Source organism: Geodermatophilus sp. URMC 65 (assembly GCF_053502545.1).
In genome coordinates this window covers 1,181,513-1,203,707 of the sequence record NZ_CP199954.1, presented here as the reverse complement: position 1 = coordinate 1,203,707, position 22,195 = coordinate 1,181,513, and the positions used below count along the sequence as shown (strand labels likewise).

Genomic DNA, 22,195 nt, shown 5'->3' with positions numbered 1-22,195 from the left:
CCGGCAGGGGTCAGCTGCACAGGCTTGTCCACACCCTGTGCTTGTTTGCTTCCTGGGACTTGGGCCTGTCCTGGCGATCCCTGACTTCTGCAAGGCACCACGGCGTGGCAGCGCCACGGCTAGTGCGGCAGGTTTACCCGTGCCACGCTTGACGTCTCATCTCGGATGGCACGGAGGCAGCAATGCCGGTCATGATCACCGCAAACCAGCCAGGGATGACCGAGGACATGTACGACGGGATGGCGTCGGCACTACTCCCGCTTCTCGCTCAGAGGCCAGGCTTCATGGCTCATGCGGCCTGGCCGGTTGCGGGCGGCTGGCAAGTGATGGAGATTTGGGCGTCTGAGGCTGATCACGACTCGTGGGCTAGAGAAGTAGTGCTGCCGGCTATGCCAGGAGGAGTCGAGCCGCCCCAGATGACTGTGCAACCGCTGCACAACTTTCTGACGGCGTAATCGGCAGCTAGGGCCTGTCCTCCTTAGGAGGCGGGGCCTTCTGCTCTGGTGCCTAGCGAGGCTCCACCGGAGCATCGACTGCACTGAACCGCGTCGGACCAAGGAGGGCCAGATGAGAGGCAAGCAGTCGGGTCTCCTGCGCAGGGTCATCGCGACCGTGCTGCTGACGTTGACGTTGCTGGGCGGCGGTGTTGCGAACACAGCCGTCGCCGAGGCTCCCTGTATGGCTTGTAGTGAGCCGGGCAAGCCTGGGACCTACTGAGCCGACGGGTCCCACGAGAGCGCAGGCCTCCGCCCTCCACAGCAGGAGGGCGGAGGCGGATCTGTGTCTGAAGTAGCGTGCAGCCACGTCCTCGCGCTGGAGACGGTCTCCGGGACCGGCTTGCCGTGTGCTTCACGGGCTCGTTGGTCAGCCATCGAAGAGCCGTAGCGTCGGAGCACTTGCGGGACTTCCATCCCATGAGGCGCATGAGGTCGGTCTCGCCGCCTTCGTGGGACACCCACTCATGAGCAGCGGTGTGGCGGAACTGGTGAGCGTGCAGGCCGGGGATGCTGGCAGCGTCCCCTCGACGACGAAGCATCTGGTGGATGCCGTTGGACCCGAGCGGTCCCCGGTTCTTCTCTGCAAGCCACAGCTCGGGACGTGCAGCGAGCTTCTCCTTGGTTCGGGCACGGAGGTAGCGACCCAGGGCAAGACCGGTCTGTTGACCGAACGGGAGGGCTCGAGGACGCCGTCCTTTGCCGATCACATGGACGACGTCGTTGTCGAAGTCGACATCACTGACGGTCAGGGCCGCCACCTCGGACAGACGGCCACCTGTGTCCAGGAGCAGGCGCAGGATCGCGTTATCCCGGCGGTCGACGAAGCTGTTGCCCTTGGCGCCAGCGAGGAGTGTCCGCAGCTGGACCTCAGTGAGGACCGGAACAGGCTTCTCCGGGACGATGGGCGGGCGCATGCGCTCCATGGGGGAGCGGTCGATCTCCTCCTCGTCCTGCAGCCACTTCACGAACTGCTGCAGCGCCCGGTAGACGACGTGGGCCGTCGAGGCGGAGTGGGTCTCGATCAGGTGGGCCATGTAGGCCTCGATGTGCCGGCGTGAGAGCTCGGTGGGTGAGCCCAGCTGGCCGGACTCCTGCAGGAAGCTGACGAGCCCCTCGGCCGCACGTCGGTAGATCCGCTGCGTGCTCTCCGACCGGTTGGTGCCCTTCAGGTGGCGCACGAAGTCACGGACCAGGCCGTCCCAGACCTCCTGCATGGGGATGAAAACATCTGGTGTCCGAGCGCTGTGCTAAGAGTCCAAGGGCCCTGATTCGTACATCCCTGCAGCTCAGAGGCTCTATGCGCGCCCGGCAGGGATCGAACCTGCGACCAAGTGCTTAGAAGGCACCTGCTCTATCCGCTGAGCTACGGGCGCTCGCACTCCGATCATCGCACTCGCGCCGTCCTGGTCCGATCGGCGCGGCGAGGTGGGGTCCGTCATGCCGAGCACTCGAGCGGCCGGGCCGGACACCCACGCGCTGCTCGTCCACAGCGCGCCGGACCGTCCACAGATCGCTCTCCGGCACTGTGCGTGGGTCCACGGCGGCTCAGGGTCCTCGGTGCACCGGCACCGCGCCGGTCCCCGCCGGATCAGGCGGACAGCCCCTGAGGAGCACCGTGAACGACACCCACGTCACCGTCGTCGGCAACGTCGTCGACTCGCCCCGCCGCGTCAGCCTGGAGAACGGCGCGGTCACCAACTTCCGCCTGGCCTCCACCGCGCGTCGGTTCGACCCCCAGACCCAGGAGTTCGTCGACGCCGGAACCTTCTGGGTCGACGTCGAGTGCTGGAACGACCTGTCCGGCAACGTCTCCGGCAGCGTCAGCAAGGGCGATCCGGTCATCGTCCAGGGCACCCTGACCACGCACAGCTGGGAGACCGAGAACGGTCGGCGCAGTACCCCCCGCATCCGCGCCGCCGCGGTCGGCCACAACCTGGCCCGCGGCATCGGGGTGTTCAAGCGGAGCCGGTCGGCCCGCCCCGCCGAACCCGTGCCGGCGCACGCGGGGAACGAGGAGCTGGTGCGCGGCCGGGACTACGAGGACGGTCCCGGGACGTTGCACTCGGTGGATCCTGCCGACCTCGCCACGGAGCCCGTGCACGGCTGAGCGCCCGGGCTGGGAGGATCGGGGAGAGAACGCACGGGGGCGGGCCGGCAGTCTGCCGGCCCGCCCGCCACTCGCGAACCGACGGAAGGCCTCGAAGCCCAGTGGCTCAGTACATCTACACGATGGTGCGTGCGCGCAAGGCGCACGGCGACAAGGTGATCCTGGACGACGTCACCCTGTCGTTCCTGCCCGGCGCCAAGATCGGCGTCGTCGGCCCGAACGGCGCCGGCAAGTCGACCGTCCTCCAGATCATGGCCGGCATGCAGCAGCCCTCCAACGGCGACGTGATGCTCGCACCGGATGCCACGGTCGGCATCCTGCTGCAGGAGCCGCCGCTCAACGAGGAGCTCGACGTCCGCGGCAACGTGGAGGAGGCGGTCAAGCCCCTCCGCGACGCGCTCACCCGCTTCGAGGAGGTCAGCGCGGCGATGGGGGAGCCCGACGCCGACTTCGACGCGCTGCTGACCGAGCAGGGCGAGCTCATGGAGTACATCGAGAACCACGACGGCTGGGAGCTCGACGCGCGCATCGAGCAGGCCATGGACGCGCTGCGCTGCCCGCCCGGCGACGCCGACGTCACGGTCCTCTCCGGTGGTGAGCGCCGCCGCGTCGCGCTGTGCAGGCTGCTGCTCGAGGCGCCGGACCTGCTGCTGCTCGACGAGCCCACCAACCACCTCGACGCCGAGAGCGTCGCCTGGTTGGAGCAGCACCTGGAGAAGTACGCCGGCACCGTCGTGGCCGTCACCCACGACCGGTACTTCCTCGACAACGTCGCCCAGTGGATCCTCGAGCTCGACCGCGGCCGGGCCTACCCCTACGAGGGCAACTACTCCACCTACCTGGAGACCAAGGCCGCCCGGCTCAAGGTCGAGGGCGCCAAGGACGCCAAGCGGCAGAAGCGCCTCAAGGAGGAGCTGGAGTGGGTCCGCTCGGGCGCCAAGGCCCGGCAGGCCAAGAGCAGGGCCCGTCTGCAGCGCTACGAGGAGATGGCTGCCGAGGCCGACAAGTACCGCAAGCTCGACTTCGAGGAGATCCAGATCCCGCCGGGTCCCCGACTGGGCAACGTGGTCGTGGAGACCCACGACCTCACCAAGGGCTTCGGCGAGCGGGTGCTGATCGACGACCTCTCGTTCACGCTGCCACGCAACGGCATCGTCGGGGTCGTCGGCCCCAACGGCGCGGGCAAGACCACGCTGTTCAAGATGCTGGTCGGCGAGGAGAAGCCGGACGACGGCGAGATCAAGGTGGGCGACACCGTCAAGGTCTCCTACGTCGAGCAGGACCGCAGCGGCATCGATCCCAAGAAGACGCTGTGGGAGGTCGTCTCCGACGGCCTGGACCACATCCAGGTCGGCAACGTCGAGATGCCCTCGCGGGCCTACGTCGCCGCGTTCGGGTTCAAGGGCCCGGACCAGCAGAAGCCGGCCGGCGTGCTGTCCGGCGGTGAGCGCAACCGCCTCAACCTCGCCCTGACCCTCAAGCAGGGCGGCAACCTGCTGCTGCTCGACGAGCCGACGAACGACCTGGACGTCGAGACGCTGAGCAGTCTGGAGAACGCGCTGCTGGAGTTCCCGGGCTGCGCCGTCGTGGTCAGCCACGACCGGTGGTTCCTCGACCGCGTGGCGACGCACATCCTCGCCTACGAGGGCGACTCCAAGTGGTTCTGGTTCGAGGGCAACTTCGCCGACTACGAGAAGAACAAGGTCGAGCGGCTCGGCGCCGAGGCCGCCCGTCCGCACCGGGCCACCTACCGCAAGCTCGCCCGCGACTGAGGAAGGACCCCTCCGCCCCCCACCGCTCGCGAGCTCGCGGCGAGCCTCTGGACGGGGCCGGACCGGGACGGGTCCCTGCAGCGGCGCCGCTCCAGCGATCACGGCGGACTGGCCGGAGCACCTGCTCCGGCCGGCCCGCCGTCGTCTGCGCCACGACCCCGGGCCGGCGGGCCGCCGTCCGGGCCGATGCGGCAGGGTGTCCAGCCGTGAGGCACACCGTGCAGGTCCCCATGCGCTGGTCGGACATGGACGCCTACGGCCACGTCAACAACGTCGTCTTCCTGACGTACTTCGAGATGGCCCGCGTCGACCTCTTCTTCGACCGTGCCTCGCTGGAGGAGCAGACCGGCCTGCGGCGGGGGACCGTCGTGGCCGCCCACGACGTCCAGTACCGGCTGCCGGTGGTCTACTCCCGCGACCCGCTCGACGTGCAGATCTGGGTCTCCGGCATCCGGGCTGCGGCCTTCACCTGCCACTACGAGCTGTTCGACCACGGACGCCGGGCGGTCACCGGCAGCACCCTGCTGGTGCCCTTCGACTTCGCCATCGACCGGCCCCGGCGGCTCACCCCGGCCGAGAAGGCCTTCCTCGCCCGCTACGCCGACGACCAGCGCGCGGACTGAGCCCGGTCCCTCACCCGCCGCCGGGGGCGACCGGACCGTGGAGGCGCGCTCCCTCGGTGGCCAACCGCTCGTCGTAGGCGTCGCCGAGGTCGGCCAGCGCCTGCGCGCAGTCCCCGGTGAACGCCGGGCCGTGCATCAACCCGAGGGTCGTCGGCCGCAGCTCGGCCAGCGCCCGGATGGTCGGTCCCGTCGCCGGTGTCAGGCAGGTCGCCCGGAACAGGTCCTCGGCCTGCAGCGCCGGGCCGGTGATCTCCTGCTCGGTGGTCGCCGGGCCGGCGCCCACGGCGGTGAACAGGTCGCCGCACAGGAGCGTGCCGGTCCGCACAGGAGCGTGCCGGTCGTCTCCTCGTACACCAGCCCGGCGTCCCAGCCGTGCGGGACGTGCGGCGTCTCGATGCGCCGGATCCTCCGCCCGCCGAGGTCGATCACCTCGCCGTCCTGGAGCGGACGTGGCGGCCGGTCGGCCAGGTCGGCGACGGACACCGCGCACCCCAGGGCCCCGTGCGCCACCTCGGCGCGCGGTGCAGCCGCCAGCCACAGGTTCATGGCGCCGCACTCGTCCGCCTCGACGTGGCCGAACGTGATCCAGCGTAGCTGCGGCACGGGGACGACGCGCTCGACGGCCGCCGACACCAGGGGAACAACGCCCGGGGCCCGCTGTGGAACAACAGGGGCTCGTCGGCGGCGACCAGGAACTGGTTGAAGACGATGCCCACGTCGTCGACGTAGGTCGACAGCCGGTAGACGTCAGGGGCGATCTCGGTGACCTGGGTCTCCATGGAGGGCTCCTCGAGCACGGTCCGGAGCCGGACAGTGTCCTCCTGCGCGAGCCGACCGGACCAGGGGCGCGCGTCCCCTCGGCTCAGCGGACCGGGGCACCGTGGACCACGCCGCCGCCGGCGTGCAGCCAGTCCCGTGGCAGATCGGTCTCCACGACCCGCTTGCCCAGCGGGAACAGGCCCACCGCGGCCAGCTTGAACGAGGCGATCCCGAACGGGATGCCGATGATCGTCACGCAGAAGGCGATGCCCGCCAGGACGTGGACCAGCGCCAGCCACCAGCCGGCGACGAGGAACCACACGAGGTTGCCCAGGGCCGAGGCCACCCCCGCGTCCGGCGCGCGCACCGTCGTCCGGCCGAAGGGCCACACGACGAAGCCGGCCAGGCGGAAGGCGGCGATCCCGAAGGGGATGGTGACGACCAGCAGGCAGGCGATCAGCCCGGCCAGCGCGTAGGCCAGGGCGAGCAGCCACCCGTGCAGGACCAGCCACACCAGGTTGAGCAACGTCCGAAGTCCGTCCACACCCGTTCGACGGACCTGGGAGACGCCCGGTTCCCAGACGGGGCGGGTCCACAGCAGCCTGCCAGGGAATCCCCAGGGAGCTCCCGAGATCAGCCGTTGACGATCCGCGGCACCGGGCGGTCGGCGCCGGTGGGCGCACCACGTCGCGCGGCCTCCTCCTCGGACACCGGCCGCACCACGGCACCCTCCGCGACGGGCGCCCCGGCGAAGACCGCCGCGTTGATGCCGCCGCGGTGCACCATCGCCTTGACCAGCCGGGCGCCGGTCAGCCGCTCCAGGTGCGTGCACGGCGGGCAGCGCTTCACCCCGAACAGCAGCGCGTCGCCGACGGCGAACCAGCGGCCCACCAACGCGGGCAGGTCGACGCCCCCGGTCACCAGGTTCCGGCGGGTGTCACCCGGGGTCAGCGGCACGCCCACCTCGGCGGCGACCGCGGCGACGTCCGCGGCGTCGATCAGGGTCAGCTGCTTCTCCAGGTCGGGGTACTGGGCCCACGTCCCGCCGCCCAGCGCGTAGCGGTCGCCCTCCAGCCCGCGCCCGGCGAGCAGCCGGGCCGAGGGCACCCGCCGCATCGGCGCGGCCGCCTCGGACGTCAGCCAGATCCCGGTCAGCACGCCGCCGTCCATCACGCCCTCCTCGGCCGGTGCGCCGGCACGTCGTCCGCACCCCGGGCGTCCAGCGCCTCGCTCACGTCGTGGGCCATCTGCAGCAGCTGCACGAGCAGCGGGGCGACCGTCGTCCGCAGCGCCCGCACCCCCCGGGGCGCACCGCCGCGGGCCGCCTGCGCCGCGCGGATCCGGTCGGCCCGCTCGACCAGCACCGGGATGAACCGCAGCGCCATCGCGATCAGCAGGCCCACCCGCTGCGGCCGCGCGCCGACCAGTCGCAGCGGCGCGCAGAGCCGCTCGACCACCGCCACCATCTCGGTCACCCGCGTCGTCGCCGTCACCACCGCCGCCGCCAGCACCAGGGTGAGCAGCCGCAGCACGGTGTGCGCACCGGAGGCCACGTCGGTGGTCAGCGCGTGCACGACGAGGAGCGCGAGCAGGAACCACCGCAGCGCCCACGCCTGCCGGGCGAGCACGGCGACCGGCAGCCGGGCCACGCCCAGGCCCACGGCGAGCGTGCCCACGAGCGCGGCCCCGGCCACCGTCAGCGTCGGCCGGGCGAACAGCAGGACGGCGAGCGCGGCCAGGCTCAGCAGCTTGACGCCGGCCGGCAGCCGGTGCACGGGGCTGGCCACCGGCACGTACAGCGCGAGGGTCACCGGTGCTCCATGAGCGCGCGGTAGGCGGCCACCGCCGGACCGGGGGGAGCGTCCTCGACGACCCGGCCGCCGTCGACCACCAGCACCCGGTCGAAGCCGTCGAGCAGGTCCAGCTGGTGGGTCACCACGACGACCTGCTGCCCGAGCCCGGCGATCAGCTCGGCGACGCGGCGGGCGTTCACCAGGTCCAGCAGCGTCGTCGGCTCGTCGAACACGATCCGGGCCGGCCGCATGACCAGCACCCCGGCGATGGCGAGCAGCTGCTTCTGGCCGCCGGAGAGCAGGTGCGCGGGGTGGTCGGCGTGCCCGGCCAGGCCGTAGCGCTCCAGCACCTCGGCGACCCGGGCGGCCCGCTCGTCGGGGGGCACGCCCTGGTTCTCCAGCCCGTAGGCGACGTCCTCGGCGACGGTCGGGTGCACGATCTGGGCGTCGGGGTCCTGGAAGACGAACCCGACCCGGCGGCGTACCGCGCGCACCTGCGTGCGGGTGTCCAGCCCGTCGACCAGCACCTGCCCGTCGGTGGGCAGCACCAGGCCGTTGAGCAGCCGGGCGAAGGTGCTCTTGCCCGACCCGTTGGCGCCGACCACGCCGACGCGCGGCTCGGTCAGCTGGAGGTCGATGCCCTCGAGCACCACCCGGTCGCCGTACCGGTGCCCGACCCCGCGCAGCTCGATGCCGCGACCCGGGTCGGCGACGTCGTCCGCTGTGGGCGCGGCACCGGGACGGCGGAACCTCACCGGGTGTCGGCGACCCGGCGGGGACGCTCGATGACCGGGTAGCTGCGTCGCACGACGTCGGCGATGGCCGCGGCGACGAAGGCCTTGAACAGGTCGCCCGGGAGGAACGGCAGGGCGCCGCCGGTCAGCGCCGCGGTCCACGTCAGCCCACCGATCGCCTTGAGCACCGGCACGCCCACGGCGTAGATGACGACGATGCCGCCCACGACGTTGATGAGCGTGCCGCGCAGGACGTTGTAGCGGTCCCAGGAGCGCTCGGTCAGCCAGCCGATGACGAGAGCGGCCACCGGCCAGCTGTAGAGGTAGCCGGCCGAGGTGCCGACGAAGGGCGCGAGGCCCCCGGCGCCACTGGCCAGCAGCGGCAGCCCGAGCGCCACCAGCACGAGGAACAGCAGGACGGCGAGGAAGCCGCGGCGGGCCCCCAGCACGGCGCCGGCGAGCATCACGCCGAGCGTCTGGGCGGTGATCGGCACCGGGCCCACGGGGATGGCCGGGATCGTCCCCAGCACGGCGATCACCGCCGCGAAGAGGGCGACGTAGGCGAGGTCCCTGGTCTTCACGGCAGTCTCCTCCCGGGGCGCGACGGGCCGCGCGGCCCCGCGCGGAAGGTACCCGAGGACGACGGGCCGCCGACCGGCACGGGTGGGGTGCGGCCGCCGGGGACCCCGGGAACCGGTGGCCGTCGGTGTCTGCGTGCTCACCTGCAGATACGTCCGCCGGTTTGCCGGGCCTGCCGGGGACGTGTTGTCTGGGGTCCCTGAGCCCCTCGGCGAAGGCGGAACGGCAGGCATGGCAACCGGGTGGTGGGCGTCGCTGTGGTCGTGGGGACGCCCCGGGGCGCACGACCTCCCCGTGGAGCGTCCGCAGGACCCGGTCCGGGAGCCCGACACGGCGCACCGGCCCGCGCGGACCTCACCGCCCGGTGCACCTCCCGCCGTCGGCGAGACGGCTGCGCACCGCGCTCCGGCCGGTGCGACGCGCGCCGGCGCGGCACCGTCGCCGCCCGGGGATCCCGCGCACAGGCAGGCGTCCGGCCCGTCCGGTCGACCCGGGTCGCACCCCGACCCGGACCGCAGCACCCCGCTGCGCCTCCCCCTCCAGACGACAGGAGTCCCATCCGTGGCACAGCTCGACAACGTCATCGCCGACCTGCTCGCGATCGAGGGCGCCAGCGGCGCCGCGATCGTCGACATCGACAGCGGCATGGCCCTCGCGGCCGGGGGCACCCCCGGGTTCGACCTCAACGTCGCGGCCGCCGGCAACTCCAACGTGGTGCGCGCCAAGCTGCGCACCATCCAGGACCTCGAGCTGAAGGACGAGGTCGAGGACATCCTGATCACGCTGCAGGGTCAGTACCACCTGATCAACGTGCTCAAGGGCCAGGCCAACACGGGTCTGTTCATCTACCTCGTGCTCAACCGCGTGACCGCCAACCTGGCCCTGGCGCGGCACAAGCTGCGGGCCGTCGCGGCCACCGTCAGCGTCTGACGGAGGACCCCGCGTCCCCCCAACCCTCGCGAGCTCGGGACGGGCCGCTGACATGGGGCCGTTCGAGCACCTCACCGGGCGCACTGCCGCTCGGTGAGGTGCTCCTTCAGGCCGCGGTGGCGGCCTCGACGATCCGGTCGCGCACGGCGTCCACGGCGAGCTCGGAGGTGTCGATCCAGCGGGCCACGCGGCCGCCGGCCACGATGCCGACGCGGTCGCAGCACTCGGCCAGCTCGTCGGGGTCCACGGACACCACGACGACCGACGTCCCGTGCGCCGTGGCCTCGTCGAGCAGCTGACGCACCTGCTGGCGGGCCCGGACGTCCAGACCGCGGGTGGGCTCGTGCAGCACGACGACGTCCTGTGCCGAGGCCATCCAGCGGGCCAGCGCGAGCTTGTGCTGGTCGCCGCCGGACAGGGCGCCGAAGACGGTGCGGATGCTCAGCGTCTTGACGTCGAGCCGGTGCACGGTCCGGATCACGCCGCGCAGCGAGGCGATCTCGCTGCGGACGTCGGTGAGCGCACCCCACGGTTCCCGGGTCAGCGTGCGGGCGATCGTCTCGCCGGGGTCGACCCCGTAGGCGTCGTCGTCGGGGCGGTAGGCGGGCAGCCGCAGCACCGCCTCGTCCGCCGCGGAGTCCAGCGACCGCGGCTCGCCGTGCAGCACCAGCTCGTCGCTCAGCGCCGGCAGCTCACCGGTCAGGGCGCCGGCGATCTCCTGTACGCCCGAGGAGCGGTGCCCGGTCAGCCCGACCACCTCGCCCTGGCGCAGCAGCAGGTCGACCCCCTCGACCCGGCCGGGCACCCGCAGGTTGCGCACCCGCAGCGCCACGTCGCCGTCGGCGGGGGCCGGCCACGTCGAGGCGCGCGCCGGGGCGTCCTCCCGACCGGACCGCGCCGGGGCCGAGGCCACCCGGGGCGCCGGCAGCGACACCGGCTCCCCGACGGTCTCCGCGGCCAGCCGGACCGGGTCCAGGTCCTCCGCCGGGCTGTCCAGGGCGATCACGCCGTCGCGCAGCACGAGCACCCGGTCGGCCACCTCGAGCATCTCGGGCAGCCGGTGGCTGATGTAGAGCACGCCCCGGCCCTCCTGGCTCAGCCGGCCGGCGACGGCGTGCAGCCGGGTGACCTCCACGGGCAGCAGCGCCGCCGACACCTCGTCGAGCACGACGAGCCGGGTGTCCTCGGCGAGCACGCGCGCGGTCTCCACCAGGCCGTGCACGAAGTGCGGCAGCTCCCCGACGAGGGTGTCCGGGTCGACGTCGAGGGTGACCTCGGCGAGCAGCGCCCGCGCCGGCTCGCGCAGCTCGGACTGGGGGCGGTCGGCCTGTGGCGTGCCGCGGAAGAGCGCCCGCGCGACGGTCAGCCCGGGGTCGATCCGGACGAGCTGCTCGACCACACCGACGCCGAGGTGGCGGGCGTCGTCCGCCGACAGCGGCGCGTACGGGTGGCCCTGCAGCGTCATGAGGCCCGCGTCGGCCGGGGTGATGCCGGCCAGGATGTCCCCGAGGGTCGACTTGCCCGCGCCGTTGCTGCCGACGAGCCCGACGATCTCGCCCTCGGCGACGCTGAAGGAGACGTCCCGCAGGACCCGCCGGGCGCCGAACGACTTCCTCAGGCCCTCGACCTGCAGCAGCGTCATGGACGGGCGGGCCTCCCCCGAACAGGCCCCGACCCCGGGGTCGGAGACCGAGCCGTCAGCGTCCCCGCGACGCTGTGTCACCACGTCGATGCTACCCACCCCGGGGGTCGGCCACGCCCAGCGGACGGCGGTGCGGATCGCCCCCGTGGCCTCCCGCAGGGTCCCGCCGGCCCCGTCCGGTGACGTGCTGGAACGCCCTCCCTGGAGGGCCCCGCCGCCAGCCCGGTGACGTGCTGGAACGGCCACCCTTCAGGGTCCCGCGCCGAGCCTGCGAGGCGTGGGGGGAAGGGTGGTCCTCTTACTTCATGCGTGCAGCCACACCGTCGCGTCGTCCGGCAGGACCCCGCCGGCGGTGTCCGCGCTGGCCAGCAGCACGCGGCCCTCGGGCAGCGGCACCGCGGCGCCGGAGAGGTTGAGCAGGCACACCAGCCCGCCGGGACGGCGGAACGCGAGGCAGCCGCCGGGTGCCGGCACCCAGTCGAGGCCCTCGCCGGCGAAGGCGGGGGAGGTCCGCCGCAGGTCGAGCGCAGCCCGGTACAGCGACAGCACCGAACCGGGGTCGTCCTCCTGGGCGGCGGCGGTCAGCAACTCCCAGCCCTCGGGCATCGGCAACCAGGTCTCGGCGCGCGAGGAGAAGCCGTAGGACGGTGCGGTACCCGACCACGGCACCGGGATGCGGCAGGCGTCACGCCCGCGCTCGGTGTGCCCGGACCGCTCCCAGATCGGGTCCTGCAGCGCCTCGTCGGGCAGGTCGACGTCGGGCATGCCCAGCTCGTCGCCGTTGTAGAGGTAGGCCGCGCCGGGCAGGGCCAGCTGCAGCAGCGCCGCCGCCCGCGCCCGCCGGGTGCCCTGCGCGCCGCCGCCGTAGCGGGAGACGTGCCGGGGCCGGTCGTGGTTGGACAGCACCCAGCAGGCCGGCGCCGGCGTCCCCGCCACGGTGGCCAGGGAGTGGACGACGGCGTCGCGCAGCTCGTCGACGTCCCAGTCGGCGGTCAGCAGCTTGAAGTTGAACGCCAGCTGCAGCTCGTCCGGGCGCAGGTACCGGGCGAGCCGGTCGTCGTCCTTCACCCACACCTCGCCGACGGCCATGGTGCCGGGGTACTGGTCGAGGACGGTGCGGATCCGCCGGTGCACGTCGTGCACGTGGTCGTTGTCGAACCGGTGGTCCCCGGGCCCGTGGTCGTCGAGCAGGCCGGTGTCCTCCATGGGCTGCATGTCCGGCAGCCCCTCGGGCTTGGCCATGCCGTGGGCGACGTCGATGCGGAAGCCGTCGACGCCGCGGTCGAGCCAGAACCGCATCGTCGTCTCGAGGTCGGTGACGACCTCGGCGTTGGTGAAGTCCAGGTCGGGCTGCTCGGGGGCGAAGATGTGCAGGTACCACTGCCCGTCCGCCACCCGGGTCCAGGCCGGCCCGCCGAAGACCGAGGGCCAGTTGTTCGGCGGCTCCGCGCCGCCCGGGCCGCGGCCGTCGCGGAACAGGTAGCGGGCCCGCTCGGGCGACCCGGGGCCGGCCGCCAGCGCCGCCTGGAACCAGGCGTGCCGGTCGGAGGTGTGGTTGGGCACCAGGTCGACGGTCAGCCGGATGCCGAGCGCGTGGGCCTCGGCCAGCAGCGCGTCGAACCCGGCGAGGTCGCCGAAGACCGGCTCGACGTCCCGGGGGTCGGCGACGTCGTAGCCGTGGTCGGCCATGGGGGAGGGGTAGAACGGCGTGATCCACAGCGCGTCGATGCCCAGCGCGGCCAGGTGCGGCAGGCGGGCGCGGATGCCGGCCAGGTCGCCGACGCCGTCGCCGTTCCCGTCGGCGAAGCTGCGGATGTAGACCTGGTAGAACACCGCGTCCCGCCACCAGTCGGCGTCGGTGCGGCGGAACGGGGTCTGGGCAGGGTCCACCGGGGTCACCGGGCTCCTCGTGTGTCGTCCATGCGGGTGGCCCCGTCCCGAGGCTCGCGCCGAGCTTGCGAGGAGGACGGGGTCCTCTTTCAGGCGATGGAGAGGCCGCCGGGCGCGTCGTCGGGCCAGCGGTTCTGCATGCTGCGCGCGGCCATCTCCAGGTAGCCCCACAGGGTCGCGTCCTGCTCGGGGGTCAGCTCCAGGGAGTCGACGGCGTCGCGCATGTGGCGCAGCCACGCGTCGCGCTCGGCGGGGCCGATGGCGAACGGCGCGTGCCGCATCCGCAGCCGGGGGTGGCCGCGCTGCTCGGAGTAGGTGGTCGGGCCGCCCCAGTACTGCTCGAGGAAGCCGCGCAGCCGGCTCTCGGCGCCCTCCCAGTCGTCCTGCGGGTAGAGCGGCGCGAGGACCGGGTCGGCGCGCACCCCCGCGTAGAAGCGGGCCACGAGCCGACGGAAGGTGGGGGCGCCGCCGACCTCCTCGTAGAAGGTCCGCGCCGACGGCAGGGATCGGCTCATGCCTCCGATGGTCCCGCAGCCTGTGGCGCCGCTGCCACGTGACCCTGGGTACGCACGTAGCCGACGAGTGGCGGGACGACGGCCAGCAGCCCGAGCGCGCCGATGAGGACCACCACGGTCCCGGGCGTCAGCCCCTCGGCCAGGGCGCCGGCGCCGAGCACGCCGATGCCCTGGACGCCGTAGAGCCCGCTGACCGCGACGCCGAAGGCGCGGCCGCGGTAGGGCGGGGGCACCGACTGCACGAAGGCGACGTTGAGCGGGATGCTCCAGGCCGCCCCGAGCCCGGCGACGAACAGGAGGACGACGACGGTCGCGTAGGCGCCGGTGCCCGGTCCGCTCCAGACGGTGATCAGGCCGGCCAGCAGGAGCGGCGCCAGCGAGAGCGCGACGAGGGGCGGCACGAGGCGCTCGCGGCGCTCCTGCGTGAGGGCGCGGGCGATCAGCAGCCCGCCCACGGTGACCCCCGCCGGGTTGGCGCCGAGCAGGATGCCGACCTGCGCCGGGCCCTGGCCCAGCTGCTCGACCAGCGGCGCGGCGATGCCCTCGGGCGCGTTGGTGAACAGCATCCCCACCCAGGTGACGGCGATGATCGCCAGCAGCCGCGGCGTCCGGCCGATCAGCCGCAGCCCCTCGGCCGCGTCCCGCCACATCGAGCGGGGTCCCTCGGCGTCGCCGCCGTCGTCAGGGGCCGGGCGGCGCTGCAGCCGCGCCCACAGCCACACCGCCGAGACCGCGAAGGTCCCCGCGTCGAGCAGCAGCGCCGCCGACGGGGTGAGGACCGCGACGAGCGTGCCGCCCAGGACGAACCCCAGGACCTGCGCCACCTGCGAGCCGACGTTGGTCAGGGACGTCGCCAGCGCGTACCGGTCGCCGTCGAGGACGTCGGCCATGAGCGCCGAGCGGGCCGACTCGAACGGCGGCCCGCACACCGCCACGACGAGCAGCAGGCCCAGCAGCAGCGGCAGCGGCGTCCCGGGGACGGCCATCCCGGCGACCAGGAGGGCGCGCGCGGCGTCGGTGGCGATGAGCACGCGGTGCCGGGGGAACCGGTCGGCCAGGGTCGACAGCAGCGGCCCGCCGAGCAGCCACGGCAGGTAGCTGATCGCGAAGGTGATCGCCGACAGCAGCGGCGAGTCGGTGCGCTGGTAGACCAGCACGGTCAGCGCGACGCGGGCCAGCTCGTCGCCGATGGTCGACAGCAGGTAGGTGCCGAACAGCGGGCGGAACTCGTGGACGGCGAACAGGTCCCGGAAGGTCGCCGGGCGGGGGGTGGCGCCGGCCGCGTGCCTGCCGGCCGGCGCGCTGCCGCTCAGGACGCTCCCGCCGGTGCGCCGGCCGCGGACAGCAGCGGCACGGGGGTGCGGATGCCCTCCAGGGCGAAGCGCTCCTTGAGCCGCAGCCGCAGCTCGCGGCCGACCCGCCACTGGTCGGCGTTGGTGGTGCGGACCTGCAGGCGCATCACGACGCCCTCGGCGGTGATCATCTCGACTCCGAGGGACTCCGGCTCGGCCAGCAGCACGTCGGCCCACTCCTCTTCGGCGTACATCGTGTCGGCCACCTCCTGCATGACCGTCCGGCAGCGCTCCAGGTCGGTGTCGTGGGCGACCGGCATGTCGATGACGACCTGCGCGTAGCCCTGGCTCTTGTTGCCGACCCGCAGGATCTCGCCGTTGCGGGCGTACCAGACCACGCCGTTGACGTCACGCAGCCGGGTGATCCGCAGGCCGACCGCCTCGACGGTGCCGCTGGCCTCCCCGAGGTCGACGACGTCGCCGACGCCGTACTGGTCCTCGAGGATGATCCCGATCCCGGCGATGAAGTCCTTGACGAGGTTCTGCGCGCCGAAGCCGAGCGCCACGCCGACCACCCCGGCGCTGGCCAGGATGGGCGCGAGGTTGATGCCCAGCTCGCCGAGCACGAGCACCACCGCGATGGCCAGCACCACGATGGAGGCGCAGCTGCGCAGGACCGACCCGATGGCCTCGGCCCGCTGGGTGCGCCGCGCGGTCAGCTGCTCGGCGCCGTCCCCCAGGGCGGTGGCGCGCAGCCGCCGGGCCCGCAGGATCGAGGGCAGCGGGCCCACCGCGGTGGTGTCGGTCAGCCGGCGGATCGCCCGGTGCGCCAGGTACCGCACCAGGACGGCGACCACGACGATCAGCAGAATCCGCGCCGGTGTGGCGATCAGGGCCCGGGCGTTCTCCGCCAGCAACTCGGCGCCCGACCACTCGTAGACCTGCTGGCAGAGCCAGTAGTCGGCGCAGTCGGGTACCGAGCCGGTCCCGGCGTCGTCGGCGGCGGCGATGGTGATCACGGAGGGTGAAGCGGTCATCACGGCGATACTCTCAGGTGCAGGAAGGCAACCCGGTGTTGTCATCGTGCCGGACTGGTGTGGCGCGGCACACCCCCGGGATCAGCCGATCAGTCCGGTGTGCGCGGCGAGGAAGGCCAGCTGGTCGGCGGCCAGCCCCACGGTCCGGCTGACCGCCCGGGCACCGTGGCCGACCGAGGTCTCCCGCCGCAGCAGGACCGGCGCGTCGGACGACGTGGCGTGCTGCAGCGCCGCGGCCAGCTTGCGGGCGTGCAGCGGGTCCACGCGGGTGTCGGACTCGAACGTCGTGAACAGCACCGCCGGGTAGGCCGTCCCCTCCACCACCCGGTGGTAGGGCGAGTAGCCCAGCAGCCAGCCCAGCTCGACCGGGTCGTCGGCGGTGCCGTACTCGTCGTTCCACGTGCGGCCCAGGCCGAAGCGCTCGTAGCGGACCATGTCCAGCAGCGGTGCGCTGCAGACGACTGCGGCCGCGAGGTCCGGGCGCTGGGTCAGGGTGGCGCCGACCAGCAGGCCGCCGTTCGACCCGCCCATCACCGCCAGCTGCCCGTGCGTCGTCCAGCCCTCGGCGACCAGGTGCTCCCCGGCGGCGGCGAAGTCGTCGAAGACGTTCTGCTTGCGCTCGCGCATGCCGGCGCGGTGCCACTCCTCGCCGTGCTCGGAGCCGCCGCGCAGGTTGGCCACCGCCCACACGCCGCCGGCCTCGACCCAGGCCAGGATCTGCGCCGAGTAGCCGGGGGTGAGGGCGACGTCGAAGCCGCCGTACCCGTAGAGCACGGTGGGGCGCGGTCGGTCGGGCGCCCCGGCCTGCGAGATCACGAACAGGTGCACCGGCGTCCCGTCCGCGGAGGTCGCGTGCGTCTCCACGACCCGGACCTCCGGGACGTCGCCGGCGACCGGCGCCTGCTCCCAGCTGGTGAGGGACGTCGGGTCGGCGGCGTCCCAGCGGAGCACCGACGGCGGGGTCGAGTGGTCGGTGAAGCCGACCCAGGCCGCGCCGCCGCCCTCCGGCGGCGCACTCACGCCTGACACGCTGCCGGCGCGCAGGGCCTCCACCTCGGCCAGCCGGCCGGCACCGTCGCCGGCCCACACCGAGAGCCGGTCGGTGGCGTCCACCGAGTGCACGGCGAACACCTGCAGCTCGCCGTCCGGGCCGTCGACCAGGGCCACGTCGGTGAGCACGCCGTCCTCCTGCTGCGGGACGACGTCACGCCAGGCCTCCGGCGCCCAGGTGGCCGGGTCCGCGGGGTCGGCGACGGCCAGCCGCCAGCGCGGGGTGCCGCGGTCGCTCATCAGCCAGAGCCGGCCGTCGCGGGCGACCCACGCCGCGGTCTGGGCGTCGACGCCGACCTGCAGCTCCCGCAGGGCGCCGTCACCCGCGAGGTCGGCCAGCCAGACGTCGTCGCGCGGGGCGGTGCCGATCGACGCGGAGACGACCAGCCAGCGGCCGTCGCGGCTGGTGCGGGCGCCGAAGTAGGTCGCCGGGTCGCTGCCCTCGCCGTGCACGAGGACGTCGCCGTCGGCGTCGGCGCCCACCCGGTGGCGCCAGACCCGCCGGTGGAACTGCTCCTCACCGGCGGGCACCAGCTCGGGCGCCAGGCGGCGGACGTAGAGGAGCTCCTCGCCGCCGGGCAGCCAGGCGACGGGGGAGTACCGGCAGCGGTCGATCGGCCCGTCGAGCTGCTCCCCGGTGGCGACGTCGAGCACGAACAGCCGCGACTCCTCGTCGCCGCCGGTGGAGAGCTGGTAGGCCAGCCGGTCGCCCTCCCAGGACGGCGACCAGGCGTCCAGCGTCGTGGTGCCGGACGGGTCGACCGCCATGGGGTCGACCAGGACCCGCTCGGTGCCGTCGGGCTCGCGCACCCGCAGCACCGCGTGCTCCTGGCCGGGGTCGCGCCGGGTGGAGAAGGCGCGGCCGGCCCGCCACACCGGGACGCCGACGGCGCCGGCGTGCACCAGCTCGGCCAGCCGGGCGGCGAAGCGGTCGCGCAGCGGCAGGGCGGCCAGCGCCCCGGCGGTCAGCTCGTCCTGGGCCGCGGTCCAGGACGCCGTCCTCGGGTCGGCGGGGTCCTCGAGCCAGCGGTAGGGGTCGGCGACGGCGTGTCCGTGCAGGAGCTCGACGAGGTCGAGCCGGGGGGCCTCGGGGTAGTGCACGCGGCCCACGGTAGTGACGGCCGGGGACGCCCCTCGGGCCCGCTGAGCACATCCCGGGAGCGCGAGGGCGCCTCCGCAGGTCAGAATGGGGGCGCCCACGGGTCGCACTGCACCCGGCGCGCGGCCCCGGGCGCCGGAGGTGCCCCGTGCCGCGTACCGCGTCCGGGTCGTCCGCAGGCCATCCAGGTCCGCGGCGCGACCACCACTCCCATCCGATGACGCCTGTCCCGGCGCGGTCCACCGCCGCCGCGACGCTGTTGCTCAACGCCACCTACGAGCCGTTGTGCGTGGTCTCCAGCCGGCGCGCCATCGTGCTCGTGCTCGCCGACAAGGCGGTCTCGGTGCACAGCGCGCCGGAGGAGGTGCACGCCGAGACGGTGGTCCTGCCCGTTCCGGTGGTGGTGCGCCTGACCCGGTACGTCCGCGTGCCTTACCCGGCGCAGGTGCCGCTGTCGCGGCGGGCGGTGTTCCACCGCGACGCCTCGACCTGCGTCTACTGCGGCAGCTCGGCCACGAGCATCGACCACGTCGTCCCACGCAGCCGCGGCGGCACGCACACCTGGGACAACGTCGTCGCGGCCTGCCGGCGCTGCAACCACACCAAGGCCGACCGGTCGCTGGCCGAGCTCGGCTGGAAGCTGCCGCACCCGCCCCGGACCCCCAGCGGCGCGGCCTGGCGGCTGCTCGGTGCGCGCACCGTCGACCCGCGCTGGCGCGAGTGGCTCGGCATGCCGGAGAGCGTGTCGGCGTGAACGGCCCCCTGCAGGGTCCCCGGCCCCGTCCCGGATCCCGCCCCGAGCTCGCGAGGGGTTGGGAGGACGGGGTCCTCCTCCGAGTGGCGGGGGGCAGGGGGTCCTTCTCGTGACGTCACCGGCCACGGCGCGGCGGCTGTGGGCGCTGGGGGAGCCCTACCACGCGCTGACCTACTTCGCCGACGAGTGCCGGTCGGCCGCGGAGGCGACCGGGCTGCGCGGGTTCTGGAGGACCTACTTCGCGCTGCGCGCCGCGCCGCTCGGCCCGGTCGGGGCCGAGGTCGTCACGGCCACCTTCTACAACTTCGCGCCGGCGTTCGTGGCCCGGTCCGTACCGGGGGTCTGGGAGGTGGCCGACCCGGCCGCGGTGCTCGACGCGCGGCTGGTCGGGGTGGACGGCGCCGTGCGCCGGGTGCTGGGGGAGGAGTGGGCGGGCTCGGCCTCCGCGGCGCAGGCGGCTGAGCTGCTCGCCGTCGCGGCCGGGGCGGTGGACGCACCCGGCCGCCCGCTGGCCGCGGCCAACGCCGGGCTGCCGATGCCCCCGGAGCCGCACCTGGCGGCCTGGCAGTGCCTCACCACCCTGCGCGAGCACCGCGGGGACGGGCACAACGCCGCCCTGCTGCAGCGGGGCATCTCCGGCGTCGGCGCGCACGTGCTGGCCGCCGCGGCCGGCCGGACGGCGCGGGAGTGGCTCATGCGCGCCCGCGGGTGGGACGACGCCGCGTGGGACGCCGCCGCCGACCAGCTCGCCGCCCGCGGCTGGCTGGCCGGGGCGGAGCTGACCGCGGAGGGCGCGGCGATCGTCGCCGCGGTGGAGGCCGACACCGACCGGCTGGCGCTGGGCCCGTGGCAGGCGCTCGGCGACGCGCGCTGCGACCGGCTGGCCGAGCTGCTGGGGCCGGTGCGCCGCGCGGTCGTGGCGGCGGGCGTCTGGCCGGAGGGCAACCCGATCGGCGCTCCGGACCCCGGCTGAGCGGACGGCGTGTCGTCGTCGGCACGTGGTGCGGCTCGGATATGCAGAGCTGCCAGGCCCTGCCGTCCGCCCGGACCGACGCTTGGCGGGAGTTGACGTCTCGGCGAGGGTGCCTCCACGGTTCTGCGTCAGGTCCTGCCGACGGACCAGCCGTCCCAGGTCACACTCCGATCACACGCCGTTCCACGTGACCCGTATCGCGTGTCCGCCACGTAGCTGAACCGGCCGGTCACGTTACGTTCCGCGGAAGTCGGCGCCGCTGGGGCGCTGCGGTCGCCGGAAGGTGTCCCCCATGTCCAGCCCCACCCTGTCCCGCCGGCCGCTGCAGCGGCTCGGCCTCGCCGGCATCGGCTCGGCCGTGCTCCTCGTCGGGATCGCCTCCCCGGCTGCCGCGGCGGAGGACGTCGTCGTCTCGCTCGCCCCGACCCAGGTGGTGCTGCTCAACTACCCGACCGAGAACTACGGCGAGTTGCCCATGGACCCCATGACTGGCCCGACGGGGGCCCTGGAGCCCGTCGCCGTCCAGTACGGCGAGACGCTCACCGTGGACCTGGCCGACGAGCTCGACCCCATCGACGCGGAGATCCGGATCGTGTTCCCCGAGGACGCCGACGCCGACGGTGTCCCGGACCACGCTTACTCCACGGCGAGCACGCCCGACCCCTCGACGGCGAACGCGATCGACCCGCTGGTCGTGACCGTGGTCGAGGACAACGACCTCGAGATCACCCTGCCGACGGACGACGGCGTGAACGGGCCGCTGGGAACCCTCAGCATCGCGCCCGTCGGCACCGTCCTGGGGCCGGAGTTTACCGTCGACCCGCTGATCGAGTACGAGCTGGACTTCAGCTCCACGACCCCGATCGCCACCACCCTGCACCCCGAGCTGGTGGCGATCGCGCAGGTTCCCTGCGCCCTGGGCTCGGCCACGCCGTGCCCGGTCGCGGTGACCGCCGGCACGACCTTCACCCTCGAGCTGACCGCGGACTCGGTGCTGCGGGACCTCGGCCTCACCGACCTGACCGGTGTAGAGGTCGCGCTGCAGAGCACCGACGACCCCACCGCCGCTCCCGTGCCGCTCCAGGTCCAGGTGAGCGGCTCCACCGCGACGGTGGCCCTGCCCGCCGGGCTGGCCGCCGGCTCCTACGCCCTCGTCCTCGGCCAGCCGATGACGTCCGGCCTCTCCATTGTGGTCGCGGAGCTGTCCGTGTCGGCTCCGGTCGTTCCGACGCCGCCTGCGGCGGAGACCGTGGCCCCCGCGCCCCTGGCCGTCACGGTGGTCAACGCCGGCCTGCGCTCCAACACCGGCGTCGAGGCCGTCGAGACCGGCTCCACCGGGACCGTCGCGATCGCCGCGGGTGCCGGGATGCTGGTCCTCGCGGGCGTGGGTGGCGTCGCCGTCGCCCGCACCCGTCGTCGTCCTGCTGCCGAGGGCGGCACGTGCGCCTGACCCGATCGAGTCGGCGCGCCACGGCGGCAGCGGGGGTCCTCGCCCTCGGCGTCGCCGGGGGCACGCTGCTCGCCGTCGGCCTGGCCGACGGCGAGCAGCCGGCCGCGGCCGCCGGGTCCCCCGACCCGGTGGCCGCGGCCACCGCGGCTCCGCCGCACGTCGAGGAGGCGCAGCCGACGCTGCCGCCTGAGGGGGTCGCCCTGCCGACACCCTCGTCCGACGTGCACGTGGCCATCCCCGCGCTGGACGTGGACCTGCCGGTCCTGCCCCTGAGCCCGCGCAACGGCGTGATCAACCCACCGACGCTGACCGCCGCCTACTGGCTCGACCCCTACGGCGACCCGGTCGGCAGCGCCGAGCAGGCCGACAACACCCTCTACCTCGCCGCCCACTCCACGGGTACCGGCGAGTACGGCTTCGACCCGCTGATGGAGTCCGACGGGGGCGGCAGCACCCTCGGCGCCGGTGACGTCATCGAGGTCAGCACCCCGCAGGGCACGGTCGACTACACCGTCGAGCGCACCGAGCGGTACGCCAAGGGCGAGCTGCCCGGCGCCAGCGAGGTGTGGGAGGCCCATCCGGGCCGGCTGGTGCTGATCACCTGCTTCCAGCGGGGTGGCGGCCGGGCCTCGACCGAGAACCTCGTGGTCTTCGCCGAGTCCTGAGGAAGGACCCCGTCCCGGGGCCCACCCCGAGCCT

The 22,195-nt window shown here is 73.9% G+C and carries 22 protein-coding genes and 1 tRNA gene; 8 read left to right on the top strand and 15 right to left on the bottom strand.

The genetic code is table 11. The features are described from left to right. Positions 1 to 601: 601 nt before the first annotated feature. Complete coding sequence (locus tag ACWIX7_RS05685) at positions 602 to 1,711, bottom strand: tyrosine-type recombinase/integrase (RefSeq protein ID WP_448620582.1); 1,110 nt, start codon at positions 1,709 to 1,711, stop codon at positions 602 to 604. 86 nt (positions 1,712 to 1,797) lie between these two features. Continuing rightward, a tRNA-Arg gene (locus tag ACWIX7_RS05680) sits at positions 1,798 to 1,870 on the bottom strand. Between the two features lie 242 nt (positions 1,871 to 2,112). Between ACWIX7_RS05680 and ACWIX7_RS05675 the strand changes: the two genes are divergently transcribed. From ACWIX7_RS05675 to ACWIX7_RS05665, 3 genes are all read left to right on the top strand, one after another. Next, entirely contained in the window at positions 2,113 to 2,604 is a 492-nt protein-coding gene (locus ACWIX7_RS05675; RefSeq protein ID WP_448620581.1) for a single-stranded DNA-binding protein, read from the top strand. Between the two features lie 101 nt (positions 2,605 to 2,705). Further along, positions 2,706 to 4,376 (top strand): energy-dependent translational throttle protein EttA, encoded by a 1,671-nt coding sequence (gene ettA / locus ACWIX7_RS05670; RefSeq protein WP_448620580.1) that lies wholly within the window; start codon positions 2,706 to 2,708, stop codon positions 4,374 to 4,376. Positions 4,377 to 4,582: 206 nt separating this feature from the next. Next, positions 4,583 to 4,999 carry an acyl-CoA thioesterase gene (locus tag ACWIX7_RS05665; protein ID WP_448620579.1) on the top strand — a complete coding sequence of 139 codons (417 nt, stop codon included), beginning with the start codon at positions 4,583 to 4,585 and terminating at the stop codon, positions 4,997 to 4,999. Positions 5,000 to 5,009: 10 nt separating this feature from the next. On the opposite strand, the gene ACWIX7_RS05660 is transcribed toward ACWIX7_RS05665, so the two are convergent. From ACWIX7_RS05660 to ACWIX7_RS05630, 7 genes are all read right to left on the bottom strand, one after another. Beyond that, positions 5,010 to 5,324 (bottom strand): hypothetical protein, encoded by a 315-nt coding sequence (locus ACWIX7_RS05660; protein ID WP_448620578.1) that lies wholly within the window; start codon positions 5,322 to 5,324, stop codon positions 5,010 to 5,012. A 217-nt stretch (positions 5,325 to 5,541) separates the two neighbouring features. Then, the gene (locus ACWIX7_RS05655; protein ID WP_448620577.1) at positions 5,542 to 5,778 is read right to left on the bottom strand and encodes a hypothetical protein; all 237 of its coding nucleotides are present in this window, start codon (positions 5,776 to 5,778) and stop codon (positions 5,542 to 5,544) included. A gap of 83 nt (positions 5,779 to 5,861) precedes the next feature. After that, positions 5,862 to 6,302, bottom strand: a complete 441-nt coding sequence (locus tag ACWIX7_RS05650; RefSeq protein ID WP_448620576.1) for a YccF domain-containing protein — start codon at positions 6,300 to 6,302, stop codon at positions 5,862 to 5,864. Between the two features lie 89 nt (positions 6,303 to 6,391). Then, on the bottom strand, positions 6,392 to 6,928 hold the full coding sequence (locus ACWIX7_RS05645) for an MOSC domain-containing protein (RefSeq protein ID WP_448620575.1): 537 nt from the start codon (positions 6,926 to 6,928) through the stop codon (positions 6,392 to 6,394). Next, positions 6,928 to 7,569 carry an energy-coupling factor transporter transmembrane component T gene (locus tag ACWIX7_RS05640; protein ID WP_448620574.1) on the bottom strand — a complete coding sequence of 214 codons (642 nt, stop codon included), beginning with the start codon at positions 7,567 to 7,569 and terminating at the stop codon, positions 6,928 to 6,930. The genes ACWIX7_RS05645 and ACWIX7_RS05640 overlap by 1 nt, the downstream gene beginning before the upstream one ends. Further along, positions 7,566 to 8,306, bottom strand: a complete 741-nt coding sequence (locus ACWIX7_RS05635) for an energy-coupling factor ABC transporter ATP-binding protein (protein WP_448620573.1) — start codon at positions 8,304 to 8,306, stop codon at positions 7,566 to 7,568. The genes ACWIX7_RS05640 and ACWIX7_RS05635 overlap by 4 nt, the downstream gene beginning before the upstream one ends. Next, on the bottom strand, positions 8,303 to 8,866 hold the full coding sequence (locus ACWIX7_RS05630) for a biotin transporter BioY (protein ID WP_448620572.1): 564 nt from the start codon (positions 8,864 to 8,866) through the stop codon (positions 8,303 to 8,305). Before ACWIX7_RS05630 ends, ACWIX7_RS05635 begins: the two co-directional genes overlap by 4 nt. A gap of 559 nt (positions 8,867 to 9,425) precedes the next feature. On the opposite strand from ACWIX7_RS05630, the gene ACWIX7_RS05625 reads away from it, so the two are divergent. After that, a complete protein-coding gene (locus tag ACWIX7_RS05625) occupies positions 9,426 to 9,794 on the top strand; it encodes a hypothetical protein (protein WP_091216172.1) in 369 nt (122 codons plus the stop codon). Positions 9,795 to 9,900: 106 nt separating this feature from the next. Here the strand turns inward: ACWIX7_RS05625 and ACWIX7_RS05620 are convergent, their stop codons facing one another. The 6 genes from ACWIX7_RS05620 to ACWIX7_RS05595 form a co-directional block, all read right to left on the bottom strand. Next, positions 9,901 to 11,517 carry an ATP-binding cassette domain-containing protein gene (locus ACWIX7_RS05620; RefSeq protein WP_448620571.1) on the bottom strand — a complete coding sequence of 539 codons (1,617 nt, stop codon included), beginning with the start codon at positions 11,515 to 11,517 and terminating at the stop codon, positions 9,901 to 9,903. A gap of 222 nt (positions 11,518 to 11,739) precedes the next feature. Continuing rightward, entirely contained in the window at positions 11,740 to 13,326 is a 1,587-nt protein-coding gene (locus tag ACWIX7_RS05615; RefSeq protein WP_448620570.1) for a glycoside hydrolase family 13 protein, read from the bottom strand. An 89-nt stretch (positions 13,327 to 13,415) separates the two neighbouring features. Continuing rightward, the gene (locus ACWIX7_RS05610; protein ID WP_448620569.1) at positions 13,416 to 13,841 is read right to left on the bottom strand and encodes a globin; all 426 of its coding nucleotides are present in this window, start codon (positions 13,839 to 13,841) and stop codon (positions 13,416 to 13,418) included. After that, positions 13,838 to 15,265, bottom strand: a complete 1,428-nt coding sequence (locus tag ACWIX7_RS05605) for an MFS transporter (protein ID WP_448620568.1) — start codon at positions 15,263 to 15,265, stop codon at positions 13,838 to 13,840. Before ACWIX7_RS05605 ends, ACWIX7_RS05610 begins: the two co-directional genes overlap by 4 nt. Then, entirely contained in the window at positions 15,151 to 16,170 is a 1,020-nt protein-coding gene (locus ACWIX7_RS05600; protein ID WP_448620567.1) for a mechanosensitive ion channel family protein, read from the bottom strand. Before ACWIX7_RS05600 ends, ACWIX7_RS05605 begins: the two co-directional genes overlap by 115 nt. An 81-nt stretch (positions 16,171 to 16,251) precedes the next feature. After that, on the bottom strand, positions 16,252 to 18,321 hold the full coding sequence (locus ACWIX7_RS05595; protein WP_448620566.1) for a prolyl oligopeptidase family serine peptidase: 2,070 nt from the start codon (positions 18,319 to 18,321) through the stop codon (positions 16,252 to 16,254). A gap of 215 nt (positions 18,322 to 18,536) precedes the next feature. On the opposite strand from ACWIX7_RS05595, the gene ACWIX7_RS05590 reads away from it, so the two are divergent. The 4 genes from ACWIX7_RS05590 to ACWIX7_RS05575 all read left to right on the top strand — a co-directional run bounded on the left by ACWIX7_RS05590 (position 18,537) and on the right by ACWIX7_RS05575 (position 22,161). Then, on the top strand, positions 18,537 to 19,073 hold the full coding sequence (locus ACWIX7_RS05590; RefSeq protein ID WP_072911779.1) for an HNH endonuclease: 537 nt from the start codon (positions 18,537 to 18,539) through the stop codon (positions 19,071 to 19,073). Between the two features lie 109 nt (positions 19,074 to 19,182). Beyond that, entirely contained in the window at positions 19,183 to 20,046 is an 864-nt protein-coding gene (locus ACWIX7_RS05585; RefSeq protein ID WP_448620565.1) for an SCO6745 family protein, read from the top strand. Between the two features lie 292 nt (positions 20,047 to 20,338). Continuing rightward, entirely contained in the window at positions 20,339 to 21,496 is a 1,158-nt protein-coding gene (locus tag ACWIX7_RS05580; protein WP_448620564.1) for a hypothetical protein, read from the top strand. Next, on the top strand, positions 21,487 to 22,161 hold the full coding sequence (locus ACWIX7_RS05575) for a class F sortase (RefSeq protein WP_448620563.1): 675 nt from the start codon (positions 21,487 to 21,489) through the stop codon (positions 22,159 to 22,161). The genes ACWIX7_RS05580 and ACWIX7_RS05575 overlap by 10 nt, the downstream gene beginning before the upstream one ends. The last annotated feature ends 34 nt before the right edge of the window (positions 22,162 to 22,195 follow it).

Excerpts from the sequence above, each read along its gene's own strand:
- ACWIX7_RS05685 (WP_448620582.1), bottom strand. The coding sequence starts at position 1,711 with ATGCAGGAGGTCTGGGACGGCCTGGTCCGTGACTTCGTGCGCCACCTG.
- ACWIX7_RS05600 (WP_448620567.1), bottom strand. The coding sequence starts at position 16,170 with ATGACCGCTTCACCCTCCGTGATCACCATCGCCGCCGCCGACGACGCC.
- ACWIX7_RS05590 (WP_072911779.1), top strand. The coding sequence starts at position 18,537 with ATGACGCCTGTCCCGGCGCGGTCCACCGCCGCCGCGACGCTGTTGCTC.
- ACWIX7_RS05610 (WP_448620569.1), bottom strand. The coding sequence starts at position 13,841 with ATGAGCCGATCCCTGCCGTCGGCGCGGACCTTCTACGAGGAGGTCGGC.
- ACWIX7_RS05580 (WP_448620564.1), top strand. The coding sequence starts at position 20,339 with ATGTCCAGCCCCACCCTGTCCCGCCGGCCGCTGCAGCGGCTCGGCCTC.
- ACWIX7_RS05645 (WP_448620575.1), bottom strand. The coding sequence starts at position 6,928 with ATGGACGGCGGCGTGCTGACCGGGATCTGGCTGACGTCCGAGGCGGCC.
- ACWIX7_RS05655 (WP_448620577.1), bottom strand. The coding sequence starts at position 5,778 with ATGGAGACCCAGGTCACCGAGATCGCCCCTGACGTCTACCGGCTGTCG.